The organism is Streptomyces sp. KM273126 (assembly GCF_004337435.2).
GTDB classification, from domain to species: Bacteria; Actinomycetota; Actinomycetes; order Streptomycetales; family Streptomycetaceae; genus Streptomyces; species Streptomyces acidicola.
This window is the reverse complement of record NZ_SJXB02000001.1, coordinates 494,969-512,042: the sequence shown is the minus strand read 5'-3', so window position 1 is coordinate 512,042 and position 17,074 is coordinate 494,969. Positions and strand designations below refer to the sequence as shown.

The window sequence follows — 17,074 nt, the reverse complement described above, 5'->3', positions numbered from 1 at the left end:
CAACCCCCGGCCCCGGTCGGCAAAAACCCAGTCCCGCCCTGCACATTCCAGCCCGCCCGCACACTCCAGTCCCGCCCTGCGCATTCCAGCCCCGCCCGCACCCTCCAGTCCCGCCCTGCGCATTCCAGTCCCGCCCTGCGCATTCCAGCCCCGCCCGCACCCTCCAGCCCGCCCGCACCTTCCAGCCCCTTCCGATCCTGCCGCACCCTCCAGCGCCGCCCTCACATTCCAGCCCCTCCGGCGTTTGAGGAGCGGGGGTCCGGGGCTGGCCCCCGAAACGGGGTCCGGGGCGGAGCCCCGAAGAGGGGCCGGGGTGCAGTCCCAAAGCCCTGGGGGTCCAGGGGCGCAGCCCCCTTGGCCGGGGTCGAAGGGGCGGCAGCCCCCGGGGATGGGACGGGTAGGGGCGGCGGGGGCGAGGCAACCCTCCAGCGCGTCCCACCCGGCCCCCATACCGCGATCGCAGTACACGCCGAGGAACCCGTACGCCTGTGGGATGTAGGCCACTTCCAACCGGGGGCGGCCTCGGCTGTCGGTGGGCGCGCTTACCGTTGACGCATGGATCTTCGACTGCCCGCATTGCGAGGCCCGAGGCGCTGGGCGGCGACGGCTGCGGCCGCCGCCGTCGCAGTGCTCGCCGGCACGGGCGTGTGGACGGCCGTCGCCTCGGACGACGCGCCGCAGGTGCACCGGGCCGACAGAGTGATGGCCATGGGCGGCGGGGTGAAGGTCGACACCTCGTACTTCACCGCGGGCTCGGGCCGCCGCCCCGCCGTGCTGCTCGGGCACGGCTTCGGCGGCAGCAAGGACGACGTACGGCAGCAGGCGGAGGACCTCGCCCGCGACGGGTACGCGGTCATGACATGGTCGGCCCGCGGCTTCGGTAAGTCGACCGGGAAGATCGGGCTGAACGACCCGGAGGGCGAAGTCGCCGACGTCTCCCGGCTCATCGACTGGCTGGCGAAGCGGCCCGAGGTCCAGCTCGACAAGAGCGGCGACCCGCGCGTGGGCCTCGCCGGCGCCTCGTACGGCGGCGCGATCTCGCTGCTGGCCGCCGGCTACGACCAGCGGGTCGACGCCATCGCCCCGGCGATCACGTACTGGAACCTGGCGGACGCCCTGTTCCCGAACGGCGTCTTCAAGAAGCTCTGGGCCGGCATCTTCCTCAACACGGGCGGCGGCTGCGACAAGTTCGAGGACCAGCTCTGCACGATGTACGACCGGGTCGCCGAGTCGGGGACACCGGACGCCGAGGCGGTGAAGCTGCTTCAGGAGCGCAGCCCGAGCGCCGTCGGTGAGCGCATCAAGGTGCCCACGCTGCTGATGCAGGGCCAGACGGACTCCCTCTTCCCGCTCGGCCAGGCGGACGCCGCGGCCAAGGCGATCCGCGCGAACGGCGCCCCCGTGGACGTCGACTGGATCGCGGGCGGGCACGACGGCGGCGACATGGAGGCCGACCGGGTGAACGCCCGGGTCGGGGCGTGGTTCGACCGCTACCTCAAGGACGAGTCCGGCGTCGACACCGGCCCCGCCTTCCGCGTCACCCGCACGGGAGGCATCGACTCCACCGACGGAGCCGCCCAGTTGCGGGGCGCGAGCGCGGACACGTACCCCGGGCTGGAGAGCGGCCGGCGGACCGTCGCCCTGAGCGGACGAGAGCAGGAGTTCGCGAACCCGGCGGGCGCCAACCCGCCCGCCGTGTCGGCACTGCCCGGCCTCGGTGGCGCCGGCGGTCTCTCCCAGCTGTCGTCGCTCGGTGTGGGCATCTCCCTCGACTTCCCCGGCCAGTACGCGCGGTTCGAGTCCCGGCCGCTGACGGACGGCCTGCGGATCACCGGGTCGCCCACGGTGACGGTGCACGTGAAGTCCTCCACGGACGACGCGGTGCTCTTCGGGAAGGTGTACGACGTCGGCCCGGACGGCCGGCAGCAGGTGCTGCCCGCACAGCTCGTGGCCCCCGTCCGCGTCGAGGACGCGAAGGAGGGCAAGGACGTCACGCTCACCCTGCCCGCCATCGACCGCGAGATCGAGCAGGGCCACCGGCTCCGCCTGGTCCTGGCCTCCACCGACCTCGGCTACGCGTCACCGGTGGCCCCGGCGACGTACGCCGTGTCCCTGAAGGGCGGTCTGAACGTCCCGACCGCGCCGGGCCTGTCGACCGCGGCGGCGCCCCTGCCGTCGTGGGTGTGGTGGCTGCCGGCGGCGGGTGCCCTGGTCGCGCTGGTACTGCTGCTGACCGGCCGCCGCCGCGGGACCGCCACGCCGGCCGACACGGAGCTGGCCGATGTTCCGCTCCAGATCACCGGCCTGAGCAAGCGGTACGCGGGATCGACCGACCGGTACGCGGTCCGGGACCTGTCCTTCCGCGTGGAGAAGGGCCAGGTACTCGGCCTGCTCGGTCCCAACGGCGCGGGCAAGACGACGACCCTGCGCATGCTGATGGGCCTGATCAAGCCGGACGGCGGCGAGATCCGCGTCTTCGGCCACGCGATCCGGCCGGGCTCCCCGGTGCTGTCCCGTGTCGGTGCCTTCGTCGAGGGCGCGGGCTTCCTGCCGCACCTGTCGGGCCGCGAGAACCTGGAGCTGTACTGGCGGGCCACGGGCCGCCCGTCCGAGGACGCCCACCTGGACGAGGCCCTGGAGATCGCGGGCCTCGGCGACGCCCTGTCCCGCGCGGTCCGCACCTACTCCCAGGGCATGCGCCAGCGCCTCGCGATCGCCCAGGCGATGCTCGGTCTGCCGGACCTCCTCATCCTCGACGAACCGACCAACGGTCTCGACCCGCCACAGATCCGCGCCATGCGCGAGGTCATGATCCGGTACGCGGCCGGCGGGCGTACGGTCATCGTCTCCAGCCATCTCCTGGCCGAGGTCGAGCAGTCCTGCACCCACCTCGTCGTGATGGACCGCGGGCGCCTGGTCCAGGCGGGCCCGGTGGGCGAGATCGTCGGCGCGGGCGACACCCTCCTCGTAGGCCTCGCCGCCGACATCCCCGACCCGCTCGTGGAGAAGGTCGCGGCCCTGCCGGACGTGGAGTCCGCGGTGCGGACGGAGGGCGGGCTGCTGGTCCGGCTGACTCCGGCGGTGACAGTCACGGCGGGTGCCATGGTGTCCGAGGGCGTACCCGAGGGCGCACCCGGCGGCGTCACCGAGCGGAGCGCCTCGCTGCTCGTCGAGCTCGTAAGGCTCGAAGTCCCTGTCGCCTCCCTCGGCGCCCATCGCCGGCTGGAGGACGCCTTCCTCACCCTGATCGGAGGTTCCGCATGAGCACGCTCACCGAGCCGAGCGAGGTGGCCTCCGGCTACCGGGCGGGCCGCACGCTGCCGCTGCGCGTCGAACTCGTACGCCAGCTGAAGCGGCGCCGCACCATGGCCATGGGCGGCATCCTGTTCGCACTGCCGTTCGTGCTGGTCGTCGCGTTCGCCATCGGCGGGAGTCCTGGCGACGACCGCGGCGGCCGGCTGACGCTGATGGACACGGCCACCGCGTCGGGCGGCAACTTCGCCGCGGTGAACCTCTTCGTGTCCGCCGGGTTCCTGCTGGTCATCCCGGTCGCGCTGTTCTGCGGGGACACCGTCGCCTCCGAGGCGAGCTGGTCGTCGCTGCGCTATCTGCTCGCCGCGCCGGTGCCCCGGGCGCGCCTGCTGTGGTCCAAGCTCACCGTGGGCCTCGGCCTCAGTCTGGCCGCGATGATCATGTTGCCGCTCGTGGCGCTGGCCGTGGGCACGGTGGCGTACGGCTGGGGGCCGCTCGCCATACCCACCGGCGGCAGCATCCCCGCGGGCACCGCCGCACAGCGCCTGGTCGTCGTGGTGGCGTACATCTTCGTGTCCCAACTGGTCACGGCAGGGCTCGCGTTCTGGCTTTCCACCAAGACGGACGCGCCCCTCGGCGCGGTCGGCGGCGCGGTCGGACTGACCATCGTGGGGAACGTCCTGGACGCGGTCACCGCCCTCGGCGACTGGCGCGACTTCCTGCCCGCGCACTGGCAGTTCGCGTGGGCGGACGCCGTGCAGCCGATCCCGGAGTGGGGCGGCATGATCCAGGGCACGGCGGTCTCCGTAACATACGCCCTCATACTGTTCGCCCTGGCCTTCCGCGGTTTCGCCCGGAAGGACGTGGTCTCCTAGGTCACCGGAGGATCACCCACCGGTCTCGACGGGCCCCAGCCGTGGCCGCTTCGCAACCCATCCGCAACCCCCCGTGCCGCACGTTCCGGCCCCCTCGCCCGTCACAGTCACAGATGTCGGCGTCAACGGACCAAGGGACCAAGGGACCAACGGACCAAGGGGGGCACGGATGCTGGAGCGGTACCGGGTACGACTCCGGGTACGACGACTGCGCGCCGGGCTGCTGGCGCTCACCGCGGCGGGCGGCCTGCTGCTCACGGGGTGCAGCGGGAGCGACGGCGGCGGCCACGGCTACTCGTCGGACAGCTCGAACAAGCGCGGCGGCTATGCCCCGGGCCCTGCCCCCGCCCCCGCCCCCGCCCCGGACGAGCAGTGGGGCGAGGACACCGGCGAGCAACGGGGCGACACCTCCCGGGAGTTCGCCCCGTCCCCCGACTATCTCTCCACGTTCGCGCTCGACGTCGACACCGCCTCGTACGGCTACGCGCGCCGCACCCTTGCCGAGGGGAACACGCCCGACCCGTCGACGATCCGGCCCGAGGAGTTCGTCAACAGCTTCCGCCAGGACTACCGGCGCCCCGACGGCGATGGCTTCTCCGTGACCGTGGACGGCGCCCGCACGGCCGGCCCCGACAGCGGGGACTGGTCCCTGGTCCGGGTCGGCCTCGCCACCCGGCCGCAGGAGGACGAGAGTGAACGGCCGCCCGCGGCGCTCACGTTCGTCATCGACATCTCCGGCTCCATGGGCGAACCGGGCCGTCTCGACCTGGTCCAGGACGCCCTCGACGTGATGACCGAGCGGCTGCGCGACAACGACTCGGTCGCGCTCGTGACGTTCAGCGACGAGGCCGAGACCGTCCTGCCGATGACCCGCCTCGGCGGACACCGCGACCGCGTCCACGACGCCGTCGACGCACTGGAGCCCACCGACTCGACCAACCTCGGCGCGGGCGTCGAGACCGGGTACGCCACGGCCGTCGAGGGCCGGCGCGAGGGCGCGACGAACCGCGTCGTCCTCCTCTCCGACGCCCTCGCCAACACCGGCGACACCGACGCTGACACGATCCTGGAACGCATCGCCGGCGCCCGCCGCGAGTACGGCATCACCCTCTTCGGCGTCGGCGTGGGCAGCGACTACGGCGACGCCCTGATGGAGCGCCTCGCCGACAAGGGCGACGGTCACACGACGTACGTCTCCACCGAGGACGCGGCCCGCACCCTCTTCAGCGAGGAACTCCCGCGCACCATCGACCTCACGGCGCGCGACGCCAAGGCCCAGGTGGCGTTCGACCCGGAGACGGTCGCCGAGTTCCGCCTCGTCGGCTACGACAACCGCCAGGTCGCCGACGAGGACTTCCGCGACGACCGCGTCGACGGCGGCGAGGTCGGCCCCGGCCACACGGTGACCGCCCTCTACGCCGTCCGCACCCGGCCCGGCGCCTCGGGCCACCTGGCCACGGCGACCGTCCGCTGGCTCGACCCGGACACCCGCACCCCGCACGAGGAGTCGGGCGACCTGGAGGCACGGGCCCTTCACGACGACCTGTGGACCGCACCCGAAGGCCTCCGGGTGGCCGCCGTCGCCGCGTACTTCGCCGACGCCCTCCGCCAGGGCGACAGCCGGAGCGATAGCCGGGGCGCACTCCCCGGACGGCCGTCGCTGCGGCAACTCGCCGACCGGGCCGAGGAGTTGGCGCGGGTCCGCGAGGACAAGGACCTGCACGGCCTCGCGGAGGCGATCGAGGCGGCGAACCCGAGGCACCCGGACTGAGACCGCCCTCCCGCCAGACGGCCGCCCTCCGTCAGACGGCGCCGGGCCGTTGCCCCACGCCGTGCAGCAACGTGTCGGCCACGAGCGCGGCCAGTGATTCCGGGTCCCGCCCCCGCGCGTCGTGCAACGCCTCCCCGATGAGCGCGTAGTACACCTGCCGCGTCCACTCCAGATCGGCGTCCGGGCGGAACAGCCCCTCGCGCTGGGCCCGCCCGAAGAGTTCGAGGCAGCGGGCGTTGACGCCGGCCCAGACGGTACCGGTGGTACAGGCCTGGGCCGCCGGGTGGCCGAGCGCGAAGCTCCACGCGCCCTTGACCCGCAGCACGTTCGCGGTGACCCGGTGCAGCGCCACGAGCGGGGGCGCCGTGTCGGGCCGGGCCTCCTCGATGGCCTCGGCGAGCTGCCGTTCGGCGGACTCGGTGAGCGCCTCCAGCAGCGCCTGACGGTTCGCGAACCGCCGGTGCACCGTCGTCCGGGCCACGCCCGCCGCCTCCGCGATCTGCTCCAGGGTGGCGCCCGGATCGGCCGCGAGCACCCGCTCGGCCGCCTCAAGGATCACCCGCACACTCCGCTCCGCGTCGGCCCGCAACGCCCGGCCCATGGGTGCCTCCATTCCGTCCGCCCACCGCTTCAGCCCGCAGCCTCAGCTCACTGCTTCGGCTCACTGCTTCATCCCACTGCTTCCGCTCAGACGATACGCCTGAGCTCCAGATCAGACAGTATCTGCATCATTTATGTTGCAGTTAATGGAAAAACCGCTACGCTCGTGTGGCAGGTAGCGGCGTCCTCAAGTCGCCTCCAAACCCTCTCCATGTCCTCTCCGTGTCCTCTCCCGAAGGGACCCCCATGCCTCTCGCCCTCGTCACCGGCGCGTCCTTCGGACTCGGCGCCGAGTTCGCCGACCAGCTCGCCGCGCGCGGCCACGACCTGGTCCTCGTCGCGCGTTCCCGCGACCGTCTGGAGGAAACGGCCGAGCGGCTGCGCACGGCGCACGGCGTCCAGGCCCACGTGGTGCCCCAGGACCTCGCCGAACCGGACGCGGCCGACCGAATAGCCCACGAGCTCGCGGCCCGTGGCCTCACCGTCGACGTCCTGGTCAACAACGCCGGCTTCGGCACCTGCGGCCGCTTCGAGGAGATCGACCCCCGCCGTGAGCACGACCAGCTGATGGTGAACGTCGTCGCGCTGGTCGACCTCACCCACGCCCTGCTGCCCGGCATGCTCCACCGCGGCTCGGGCGCCGTCCTCAACGTCGGTTCCACGGCGGGCTATCAGCCGAGCCCGTACTTCGCCGTCTACAGCGCCACCAAGACGTTCGTGCTCAACTTCTCGCTCGCGCTGAGGGAGGAGTACCGCGGCCGTGGCATCAAGGTCACCACCCTGTGCCCAGGCCCGGTGGAGACGCGCTTCTTCGAGACGATCGGCACCCGCCGGGCGGCCGTGGGCGGCAACTTCGCCGCACCCGAACCCGTCGTACGGGCCGCCCTGCGCGCCCTCGACCGCGACCGCGCCTACGTCACCCCCGGCCTGAGCAACCAGATCGTGGCGCATCTGACGCCCAGGCGCCCGCGCACCCTGGTCGCCGCGATCACCAAGCGAATCACCCGCCCGGTGCTGGAGCCGGAACCGGCGACACGGCCCGCCACCACATGACCGGTTACGGAGCGACGTACGGCAGCGCGTCAGCGCAGCCGTGACCGGGAGCCGTCATGGTCGTACGCAAGGACGTCAACGACCCTGGACTAAGGTCCCGGGCTTGCACAACGGGCGCCACCGGCTGTGGTGCTGTGTTTGCGTCCTGTCCCACGCTCCGGTTCGGGAGGTGGGGCTTGGGGAGGTTGACTGCGCCCCGCGTTGCCACAACTCCCGTGCAGGCGGCCTGCTCACCCCGTCCCTCAAGATCCGCCGCCAGGCGGTGACGACGAGGTGCGCGGCGGAGATCGAGGCGCTGTACGAGGGCTGAAGGGTCGAGCAGACGTTTGTCCGGCCGGAAAGCCGGGGCTGATCCGGCCAGTTGATTTTGGCGTGGCATTCGGGTGAATCGCCGAGTACCCGCGCGTTCCGTGGTTTCTTCATTCGACCATCCCTCGTTTACAGCCTGCAGCCCGTGGTGCGAGCCATTCGAACGTGACGGCTCGGTTTCATCCGTCATGGGTGCATGACCGTAAGGAAGGGAAACACGTGAAGGTCAGACAGAGCGCCGCCGTCGCCGGCGCGATCACGGCCATAGGCATGCCCGCCCCGGCCATAGCCGACGCGAAAGCCACGGGCTTCGCAGCCCACTCCGCGGGTTTCCGCGCCGGCAACGTGGTCCGGATTCCGGCTGTGTTCTGGCCGGCCTTGGAGCGTCCTCACGGCGCCGGGGTCGGCCTTTCCCCCTTCTACGAGCAGGAAGACAAAAGACTTTGCGACAGACCCTGAGCAAGGGAATGGTTGCGGCGGCGGCCGCGACGGGCATTCTGTCCCTGTACAACACCTCGGCGCTCGCGGATTCGAGTGCGAAGGGCGCCGCTGAGGGCTCGCCCGGTGTCCTGTCGGGCAACACCGTCCAGGCTGCCGTGAACCTTCCCATCAACGTATGCGGCAACACCGTCGAGATCGTCGGTGTCGGCAACTCGGCCTTCGGCAACTCCTGTGCCAATGAGTCGAATGAGTCCAAGTCCCGCGACGCCTCCCGCCACGGTGCCTCCGAGCGCGACGGCGGCAAGGGAGCGCGCGGTCCGGAATCGGCCGCTCGTCCGGCGTCCCACGGTTCCACGGGAACGAGTGGTACGTCGGGGGAGCGCGGTGCTTCGGAGGAGCGCGCCACGTCGGGCGCGGACAAGCCCTCGGGTGCCTCCGCGGTCGGTGAAACCCGCAACTCTCCCGGGGTCGGCTCCGGCAACCTCGTCCAGGTACCGGTGGACATGCCGGTCAACGTCTGCGGCAACAGGGTGGACGTGGTCGCCCTGCTCAACAGCACGTTCGGCAACAAGTGCGTCAACGACGCACCCCCGAAGGGCCACGCGAACCCGCCCGCGGACCACCCGGACAGCCCGGACGCCCCGGATGCCCCGGACACCCCCACCACTCCTGACACCCCGGAGACCCCGGACAAGCCCCGGCACCAGCCGCCGGGGACCTCCCGTGTGACTCCGCCCGAGCCGCCCACGACCCCCGTGGGCAAGCCCTCCGTCACTCCGCCGGCCATGGCGGAGACCGGCACCGAGGGCGTGCTCGCGGCCTCGGCCGCCAGCGCCGTGCTGATCGCGGGCGGTGCCCTCCTGTACCGGCGGAGCCGAGCGGCCTCCCACCGGTGACGCCACGGGTGCCGGACGCCCCGCGTCCGGCACCCGTTGCCCGCCCGGTCCGTCACTGGCCCCGGACGACGGTCTCCGTTCCGGCCAGCCGGGCCCGGCTCCCGGGCCGCGGAATCCGCGTACCCGGCACCCCCGAGTACAGCCGCCGCCGGACCCCTCGTACCAGCGTTCCCGCCGTGAACGTCGCACCGAGCACGAAGCGCATCGCGGGACCGAAGCCGGAGGCCGTCGTCAGGCCCGCGAGGAACAGTCCCGGCACCGACGACTCGAAGTCCCGCCCGACCGAGGGCGATCCGTCGGCCACGGCCGCAAGGCCTCCGCGTACGTCCTCCGCCAGCAGACCCAGCCGGTCGCAGGTGGCCTTGAACCCGGTGGCCGCGATGACGTGTTCGGTCTCCAGCGTCGCCGGCTCACCGCCCCGGCCCGCCATCTCCAGCCGTACGCGGCCCCCGGACTCGTGCGCGGACGTGATCCGCTGTCCCAGGCGCACCTCGACGACCGGCTCGACCCGGTCCCGTACCCACCAGGCGCCCGCCGGGCCGAGGGCCGTCGCCGCGATGTGCGTGCGCTTGGCCTCCGGGAGACGGTGGAACCAGGCCGGCCGCTCGGAGTAGAGCCAGTTGCGCCAGCCGATGCCCAGGCCGCTCTGCGGTGAGCGGACCGACTGCCACGGCGAGCGCTCCAGGGGCGCGGGAAGACCGTTCCAGACCAGACGTGGGGCTCGCACCAGCACCCGGGTCCGCGTGCCCTGTTCGGCGAGCAACGCGGCAGTCTCCAGAGCCGCCTGGCCGCCGCCGACCACCGTGACGTCCCGGCCCCGGAAGCGGTCGAGGTCACTGTGCTCGCTGCTGTGCGAGACATGCGCCGGCGGCAGGGACCGCAGCGCGGACGGTACTTCGATGAACGGGATGACACCGACGGCCAGTGCCACCGTCTTCGCGCGCAGCGTCTCACCGTCGTCCAGGACGGCCTCGAAGCCGCCGGGGCAGAAGTGGAGGGACTGCACCATCCGTTCGTCGACGGGCGGTACGGCGTGCTGTGCGAACCACAGGCCGTACGAGGCGAACATGTCCACCGGAATCGGCTCGCCGTGCCGGGCCGTGGTGCCCTGCTCAGCGCAGTACACCTCCAGGCGCCACTTGCCCTCCGGGTCGGAGAGGTTGGACGCCCACGGCTCCGACTTCAGGAACATGCCGCTGGGCATGTGGTCCCGCCAGGACGCCATGGGCCGCCCGACGACACGCAGGCTCAGGCCCGCGGCCGCGGCGTGGGCCGCGATGGACAGTCCGTAGGGGCCGGCGCCCACCACCAACAGGTCGTACATCAGAAGTTGCTCGCTCTCTCGTCATCGTTCCGGTAGGTCGGGGCGCCCGTCTGGCGTACGATCCGCACCTCGGGAGCGGGTCGGCGTTCCGACAGGCGACGGACCGCGTGCCGGCACCACAGCGCCCACAGCGCGAGTCCCGGCACGAGGTCGTCCCGGGCGTGCCAGGCGAGTTCGCGCCGGCGGCGCGGACGCAGCGCGGCCAGCGGCGCGTAGTTCTCCACGACGAAGTCCCGGCCGGGCAGCGGGCTGCCGTCCGGGACCGCGCGGTGGGTCAGATCCAGGTGCAGGGCGCGGACGACGTCCACTCCGGCCGTGTCCACGAAGAGCCGGAACTGGGCGCCGGGGCGCGGATTGAAGTCGAGCAGGTGGTACGCGCCCGCGCCGTCCCGGCGGAAGTCGAGGTCGAACACCCCCCGGTAGCCGAGCGCGCTCACCAGCCGCTCGGCCTGCGCCTGCACCTCGGGGTTCGGCGTCCAGCGGCCCACGGTGGTCAGGCCCGCGCCCGCCGGCCAGGCACGCTGCTTGCGACCGGAGCCGCCGCCGCGCACCACGCCGCCGCTGTCGGCGTACCCGTGGAAGAACCAGTCACAGTCCTGCCCGGGCGGCAGAAACGCCTGGAGCAGCAGTCGGCTGCCCGCCTCCTCCGTCCGCCGGAACAGCGCCTGCGCCTCGTCCGCCGAGCGCACCACCTGCGTGCTGCGCAGCCCCGTCCCGACGGGCACCCGCCACGGCCGGCTCCACTTCGCCACCACCGGAAGCCCCAGTTGCCACGCGAAGGCGGCGGCCTGGGCGGCGTTCTCCGGGACCAGCGTCACCGGATGCGGAACGCCCAGGCGCTCGCACGCGGCGGCGAGTTCCGCCTTGTCGGCCACCCGTTCGGCGAGGTCGGCGGGCTGGTCGGGAAGCAGATAGCCGTCCGCGAGTTCCGCGCGCAGCCGGGACACCGCGATGGCGCTCGCGTCGTCCATGGGGATGAGGACGGCGGGCCGGGCGATCCGGGCGGCCAGGCGGCGCAGGACGGCGGCGAACTCGTCGGGGGACGCGCCCGGCGGCGGCGGGGCGTGCGTGGCGGCCACGAAGCGCGACCGGGCGTGCGGACCGGCGGATTCGGCGACCACGTGCACCTCCACACCGGCCCGGCCGAGGGAGCGCACGGCTCCCAGCGTTCCGTGGTGGAAGGGATTCCGGTCGATCCGCAGCACAACTGCGGGGACGCGGGTGTCGAGCAGTGACACGGACGACTTCCTTTCGGGTCGTTCGGGACGGATCACCTGAGCGGGTGAGGGAGCCACCCGTAGGCCGGAGCTTCGGCTGGCGGAGTCCGTATTCATGTGACTGGGTGTCAGTAGGAGAACTGTGAGAAGCGAAGCGGCGGAAGCGAACAGCAGCGGGCGACAGCGCAGGAGCTGCGGAAAGGAGCGTGCATGGGCCCACAGCGACGGCGACCCCGAAGCGGACGGCTGGCGTGCGTCGCCGGTGTGGCCGCGTCGGTCGTGCTCGTCTCGGGACCCGGGAGCGCCGTCGGCGCCGGGCCCGTACCGGGCGGCGACCCTCCGGCATCCGCCCCGGCCGTGCCGGCGGCCCCGGCGGACCGACAGCAGCCGGTCGCGGTGCCGCCCCAGGTGCCGGTGTCATCGACACCGGTCACCCGGGCCGTGCCGCCTGTCCCGGCTGTCCCGCTGATTCGGCCGGTTCCGCTGGCTCCGCCGTTTCCGCCGTTCCCGCCATTCCCGGTCGCCCCGATGGCGCCGATGGTGCCGGGCAACCCCGACCGGCGGGTCCCGGCCTTCGGCGCCTACCTCGACTACGGCTCCCGGGGCGTGGCCGATATCGACCGGTTCAGCGACTGGCTGGGCGGGACCGAGCCGCGCGTGGGGCACACGTATCTGCCGGGCGACCGGTGGCACAACATCGAGGGCGCGCCGAGCTTCCTGGAGGTGTGGGCCGAGTGGCGCCGGCAGAAGGCCGGCCGGATGTTCGTCCTCAACGTGCCCATGATGGAGCGCAACGAGGAGGGCGTCCCCGACGACGAGGTCCGCCGGCTGCTGGGGCGCGGGGCGGCCGGGGAGTTCGACCACCACTTCCGCAGGCTGGCCGAGCGGCTCGTCAGACTGAAGGTGCCGGACACCGTCATCGTGCTCGGCTGGGAAATGAACGGCATCGTGTACACCCATCGCTGCGGGCCGGACCCGGAGAACTGGAAGCGGTACTGGAAGCGGATCGTCACGACGATGCGGTCCGTGCCGGGGCAGAGGTTCAGGTTCGACTGGGCGCCGAACCGCGGCCGGGACGCCGTTCCCTGGACCCAGTGCTACCCGGGGGACGACACGGTCGACATCATCGGCATGGACTCGTACGACCAGCCGAGCGGGCTGCCGTTCGACCAGCAGGTGAAGGAGCCCTACGGGCTCCAGGCACACGTGGACTTCGCGAAGGCCCGCAGGAAGCCCTTCTCGTATCCCGAATGGGGGCTGTTCCGCAACGGTGACAACGCGGAGTACATGAGGGGCATGCTCGCCTGGATGGACCGGCACAGGCCGCTGTACAACACGATCACCGACTACTGCCCGCACGGCGTGTGGCAGTGCGAGGCCAACCCGCAGGCGTCCCAGGTCTACCGTTCCGTGCTCTCCGGCCGCCCCGGCACCGTGCCGGAGCTGCCGCCCGTCGCCCCCACGCCGCCCGTCGACCCGACGCCGGTGCGCCCGCCCCACTGCACGCCGGTGGATCTGGGCGACTGGGTCGAGGACTGGCTCGGCGAGGCGCTCTGCCTGCGCTTCGGCTGGTGGCCGCGCGACGACTGACCCGGGGGCGGCGGGCCGGTCACGGCCCGCCGCCCCGCGTTCCCTGCGACGACGGACCAGCTTTCTGCCCCGGCTGCGAGCGGCCGCGGCGCAAACGGCCGCCGACAACAGCGGTGCCGTACGCCGCCGGGCGAGCAGGAGCCTCTGGTTGACCACGGTTTCCGGGCGCCAGTGGAGCTTGTACGGCTCGCTTCCGCGCAGCAGGCTCAGCACCTGGTGGCCGCCGCCGCTCGCGAGCTCGGCGCAGGCGTGCAGCAGCATCGTGGCGACGTCCGCCTTCCGCTCCCGCAGCCCGGGATGGGCGCCGTACAGATAGCCGCACGCCAACTCCCGCGACAGCAGGGTCACGTCGACGGCCAGGACGTCACCGTCGACACGGAACTCGGTCACCACGGCGTCCCCGGACCTCACCATCGGGCCGACCGAGCGGACCAGGTGCTCGTGGAACCGGGGCCGGATGTGCTCGGCGGTCACGCCGCGGCCCTGCCACTGCAACCGGTGCAGGTCCAGCATCGTGCGCAGGGCCGTGGCCACCTCGTCGTGCGGTACGGCACGCGGCTCGACACCGAGGTGGCCGAGCTTGCGGAGCTTGGCCCGGACACGCTGGGCCCGTGCGGCCGGCAGCCGCGTCAGCAGCTCCTCCATCGGCCAGGCGGGCAGCTCCAGGCACACCGAGTCGGCGACCCGCCGCCGGGGACCGCGCCACAGGTCGTACACGCGCTCCACGGCGGCACCGGGCCGCACCTCGCGGAAGTCGATCAGCGCGGTACGGGCCAGGGCGGACAGCTGCGAGGTCAGTGCCACGGCCCGGAGCGTGCCGGTCACAGCTTTCGCTGCGCGTCGGCGGCGGTGGCCGGGCCCGGCACGGACGCGGCCGGACCGGCGTCGGTCGCGCGCCGGGGGCGGACCAGCAGGAGCAGGCCCCCGAGCAGCCCGCCCACGCTGGCCCCCACCGGGCCCGTCACCGCCGCCGAGGTCGAGGAGGCCTCCATGGGCCGGGTGGCACGCGCGAACTGATGGAGCTTGACGTGTGTGCTGTCCTCGGCGTGGTTCGCGTGCCGTGTCAGGGCGCGCGAGACGGCGTTGGACATGTCGGCGGCCAGGTCGCGGCGCGTGGAGGTGGCCGAGACGGAGACCATGGGCGCGTTCGGCGAGGTCGCCGTCCGTACGCTGTCCCGCAGCGTCGCAACCGGCACTCCGGCCCACACCTGCGCGTCCCCGAGCACCGCGAGCTGCGTGGCCACGCGCCCGTAGGCCTGCGCGAAGCCCAGCGCGGCCTGGGTGTCCGACTGTTTCGAGGGCACGGCGACGACATAGCTCGTGGCCGTGTACGTCGAGGGCCTTACGGCGCCGTACGTGCCGCCGGCCACCCCGCCGAGCACGACGCCGGCCACCAGCAGGCACCAGGCAGGCAGGGCCTTCATACGGGCGAGAGCGGCGGTCGCCGGGGAGGGCCCGGGCGCACCTTCGGTCTTGTCGGCCTTGTCGACGGTGTCGGTCATCGGGTTCCTCCGTGGATACCCCGGCCTTCAGGCCGGGGAGGAAACGGACTTCTGCGGAGCAGGGCAAGAAGCGGAGTTTCGCCCTCGGGGCGAAAGGCCTCAGCGCGAAAGGCCGTAGGCTCGCCGCGCCGGTTCGGGGCGATGATCAAGCCTTGAGCCGGTCTACCGCCGGGCCGGCGGGAAGTCAGGTCTGTGGAGCCTGTGCAAGACCGATGGTTGGTACACCAACCCTGGCCGTTGATTCGGGTCGGCAACGGGCTGTGAAGCAGAAAGCTCAACCTGCGAAGGTTGAATTCCCCTGCTTCAGCTGGGGGAGAAGTCAAGCGGAACTCACTCCCAAGGACGAGGACGGGCTTCCGGAAGGCGGGCTGAGCGGCTCCGGGGGCGTGCCTGAACTTCCCCGGGGTCGCTCCGAGACGGCGGCCGCGTACACGTCCATGAGCTGGGCGGCGCTGCGCGTGATGCAGTAGTGCTGGGCGGCGGCGGGGACGGCCCGGGACCGCGAGCCCCGGGCACGGGCGTCCAGGAGGGCGCGTACGAACGAGTCGGCGTCCCCCGGCACGCGCCGGGAGCCGGGAGCCGTGCCCGGGGCGAGGTCCTCGACCGCCGGGCAGGAGACGTAGAGGACGGGCAGCCCGGCCGCCATGGCCTCCACGACGGCCAGCCCGAAGGCCTCCTCGGCGCTGGGCGAGGCGAGGACGTCCATGGCGGACAGCAGTGACGGCAGATCGGCGCCCGGGGAGCCGCCCGCCGGGCGCTCGCCGGTGAGCAGCACCCGGTCGGCGGTCCCCGCCTGGTGGGCGGCCCGCCGCAGCACGCTCTCCTCCGGGCCGCCACCGACCAGCAACAGCCAGACATCCTCGGGGAGCCGGGCGAGCGCCCGGACGAGGACGTCGAAGCGTTTGCCCGCCGTGAGCCGTCCGACGCCTCCGACGACGTACGCGTCCTCCGGCAGCCCGAGCCGTCTGCGGGTGCGTTCGCGCACCGCGGGGTCGAAGCGGAGGCGGGCCAGATCGATGCCGTTCGGTACGACCTCGATGCGCGGGCCCGGCACGCCCCACCGCCTCAGCCGTTCGGCGACCGTGGGGGAGACGGCGACGGTGGCGTGGCCCAGACGCTCACTGGCGAGGTACAGGGCGCGGACCCCGGCGGAGAGCCGGCGGCCCTCCATCTGTGACGTGCCCAGGGAGTGTTCGGTGGCGACGACGGCCCGCACACCGGCCAGGCGGGCGGCGATCCTGCCGTACACGCAGGCCCGGTACAGGTGTGTGTGCACGAGGTCGTAGCGGCCCGCGCGGATCAGCCGCACCAGGCGGGGCAGGGCCGTGAGGTCGCGGTTGCCGCCCATGCCGAGATGGGTGACGCGCACACCGTCGACGGCGAGGCCGGCGGCGACCGGGCCCGGGGTGGTGAGCGTCACCACATCGCACTCGACCGGCAGATGGCGCAGCAGCAGCCGGAGTTGCTGCTCCGCGCCGCCGACGCCGAGGCCGGTGATGATGTGCAGGGCCTTCACGTCGTCAGGCCCCCTCGACGGGGCGGCGGCGCAGCCGGTGCAGCCGGTGCTTGAGGAAGAGGCGTACGGAGGTGTCGTTCTCCCCGATGTGGATGCGGGGGAGGGCGTGGACGCCGTCCAGCGGGCCGGGGTCGACGGCGCAGGCGTAGCGGTACCCGGCGTCCCGTACGGCGTCCATGGCCCGCCGGTCGAGGGCCCCGTACGGGTAGCAGAAGCCCTGGACGTCGGTGCCGATCAGCTCGGAGAGCAGCGTCCTGCTGTCGGCGACCTCGGCGCGCAGCGTCTCGGTGTCGGCCTTGGTGAGGTCGACGTGGGTGAGTCCGTGCGAGCCGACCTCGATGCCCTCCGTGGCGGCGGCCACCCGGATGCCCTGCTTGCCGAGCAGGCGTTTGCGCGGGCCGAGCGGGTCCCAGGCGTTCTCGCCGTCCAGTCGCCCGGGGAGGACGAAGACGGTGGCCCCGAAGCCGTACTGGCGCAGCAGCGGCAGGGCGAGGTCGACGAAGTCCGCGTACCCGTCGTCGAAGGTGAGCCCCACCAGGTTCCGTCCCTTGCCGCGGGTCCGGGCGGCGAGCAGGTCGGCCATGCTCACCCCGCGCAGCCCCCGGCGGCGCAGCCAGCCCAGCTGCCGGGCGAGGCGGTCGGGGGAGACGGTGAGGCGGTAGGGGTCGTCGGAGGTGTCGCCCACGGAGTGGTACATCGCCACCCACAGGCAGGTGCCGAAAGCGGGT

13 protein-coding genes and 1 pseudogene are annotated in these 17,074 nt (G+C 72.8%); 7 read left to right on the top strand and 7 right to left on the bottom strand.

From position 1 onward, the window contains the following. Positions 1–555 precede the first annotated feature (555 nt). From E0500_RS02125 to E0500_RS02115, 3 genes are all read left to right on the top strand, one after another. Positions 556–3,264, top strand: coding sequence for an alpha/beta fold hydrolase (locus tag E0500_RS02125; RefSeq protein ID WP_131572178.1), 2,709 nt, complete (start codon positions 556–558; stop codon positions 3,262–3,264). Beyond that, the gene (locus tag E0500_RS02120; RefSeq protein WP_131572177.1) at positions 3,261–4,127 is read left to right on the top strand and encodes an ABC transporter permease; all 867 of its coding nucleotides are present in this window, start codon (positions 3,261–3,263) and stop codon (positions 4,125–4,127) included. Before E0500_RS02125 ends, E0500_RS02120 begins: the two co-directional genes overlap by 4 nt. A gap of 169 nt (positions 4,128–4,296) precedes the next feature. Further along, entirely contained in the window at positions 4,297–5,898 is a 1,602-nt protein-coding gene (locus E0500_RS02115) for a VWA domain-containing protein (RefSeq protein WP_181586843.1), read from the top strand. A gap of 31 nt (positions 5,899–5,929) precedes the next feature. On the opposite strand, the gene E0500_RS02110 is transcribed toward E0500_RS02115, so the two are convergent. Next, positions 5,930–6,499 carry a TetR/AcrR family transcriptional regulator gene (locus E0500_RS02110; RefSeq protein WP_131561291.1) on the bottom strand — a complete coding sequence of 190 codons (570 nt, stop codon included), beginning with the start codon at positions 6,497–6,499 and terminating at the stop codon, positions 5,930–5,932. A 245-nt stretch (positions 6,500–6,744) separates the two neighbouring features. Between E0500_RS02110 and E0500_RS02105 the strand changes: the two genes are divergently transcribed. The 3 genes from E0500_RS02105 (at position 6,745) to E0500_RS44850 (ending at position 9,197) form a co-directional block, all read left to right on the top strand. Next, on the top strand, positions 6,745–7,551 hold the full coding sequence (locus E0500_RS02105) for an SDR family oxidoreductase (protein WP_131561289.1): 807 nt from the start codon (positions 6,745–6,747) through the stop codon (positions 7,549–7,551). Between the two features lie 528 nt (positions 7,552–8,079). Further along, entirely contained in the window at positions 8,080–8,319 is a 240-nt protein-coding gene (locus E0500_RS02100; RefSeq protein ID WP_131561287.1) for a chaplin family protein, read from the top strand. Continuing rightward, positions 8,304–9,197, top strand: a complete 894-nt coding sequence (locus E0500_RS44850) for a chaplin (RefSeq protein WP_220140426.1) — start codon at positions 8,304–8,306, stop codon at positions 9,195–9,197. Before E0500_RS02100 ends, E0500_RS44850 begins: the two co-directional genes overlap by 16 nt. A gap of 52 nt (positions 9,198–9,249) precedes the next feature. Here E0500_RS44850 and E0500_RS02090 read toward each other — a convergent pair whose 3' ends face one another. Both E0500_RS02090 and E0500_RS02085 read right to left on the bottom strand, forming a co-directional pair. After that, positions 9,250–10,521, bottom strand: coding sequence for an NAD(P)-binding domain-containing protein (locus tag E0500_RS02090; RefSeq protein ID WP_131561285.1), 1,272 nt, complete (start codon positions 10,519–10,521; stop codon positions 9,250–9,252). Continuing rightward, positions 10,521–11,759, bottom strand: a complete 1,239-nt coding sequence (locus tag E0500_RS02085) for an ATP-grasp domain-containing protein (protein WP_131561284.1) — start codon at positions 11,757–11,759, stop codon at positions 10,521–10,523. Before E0500_RS02085 ends, E0500_RS02090 begins: the two co-directional genes overlap by 1 nt. Positions 11,760–11,948: 189 nt before the next feature. Between E0500_RS02085 and E0500_RS02080 the strand changes: the two genes are divergently transcribed. Beyond that, positions 11,949–13,328: a glycoside hydrolase family 26 protein gene (locus E0500_RS02080; RefSeq protein WP_181586842.1), complete on the top strand. Its 1,380-nt coding sequence runs from the start codon at positions 11,949–11,951 to the stop codon at positions 13,326–13,328. A 24-nt stretch (positions 13,329–13,352) separates the two neighbouring features. On the opposite strand, the pseudogene E0500_RS02075 reads toward E0500_RS02080, so the two are convergent. From E0500_RS02075 to E0500_RS02060, 4 genes and pseudogenes are all read right to left on the bottom strand, one after another. Then, a pseudogene (locus E0500_RS02075) lies at positions 13,353–14,135 on the bottom strand (GNAT family N-acetyltransferase); the annotation flags it as partial. Positions 14,136–14,149: 14 nt separating this feature from the next. Then, positions 14,150–14,830: a lipopolysaccharide biosynthesis protein gene (locus E0500_RS02070; RefSeq protein WP_399118416.1), complete on the bottom strand. Its 681-nt coding sequence runs from the start codon at positions 14,828–14,830 to the stop codon at positions 14,150–14,152. Positions 14,831–15,149: 319 nt separating this feature from the next. Then, complete coding sequence (locus tag E0500_RS02065) at positions 15,150–16,346, bottom strand: glycosyltransferase (RefSeq protein ID WP_131561282.1); 1,197 nt, start codon at positions 16,344–16,346, stop codon at positions 15,150–15,152. 4 nt (positions 16,347–16,350) lie between these two features. Next, a complete protein-coding gene (locus E0500_RS02060) occupies positions 16,351–17,043 on the bottom strand; it encodes a polysaccharide deacetylase family protein (protein WP_131561299.1) in 693 nt (230 codons plus the stop codon). Positions 17,044–17,074 lie beyond the last annotated feature (31 nt).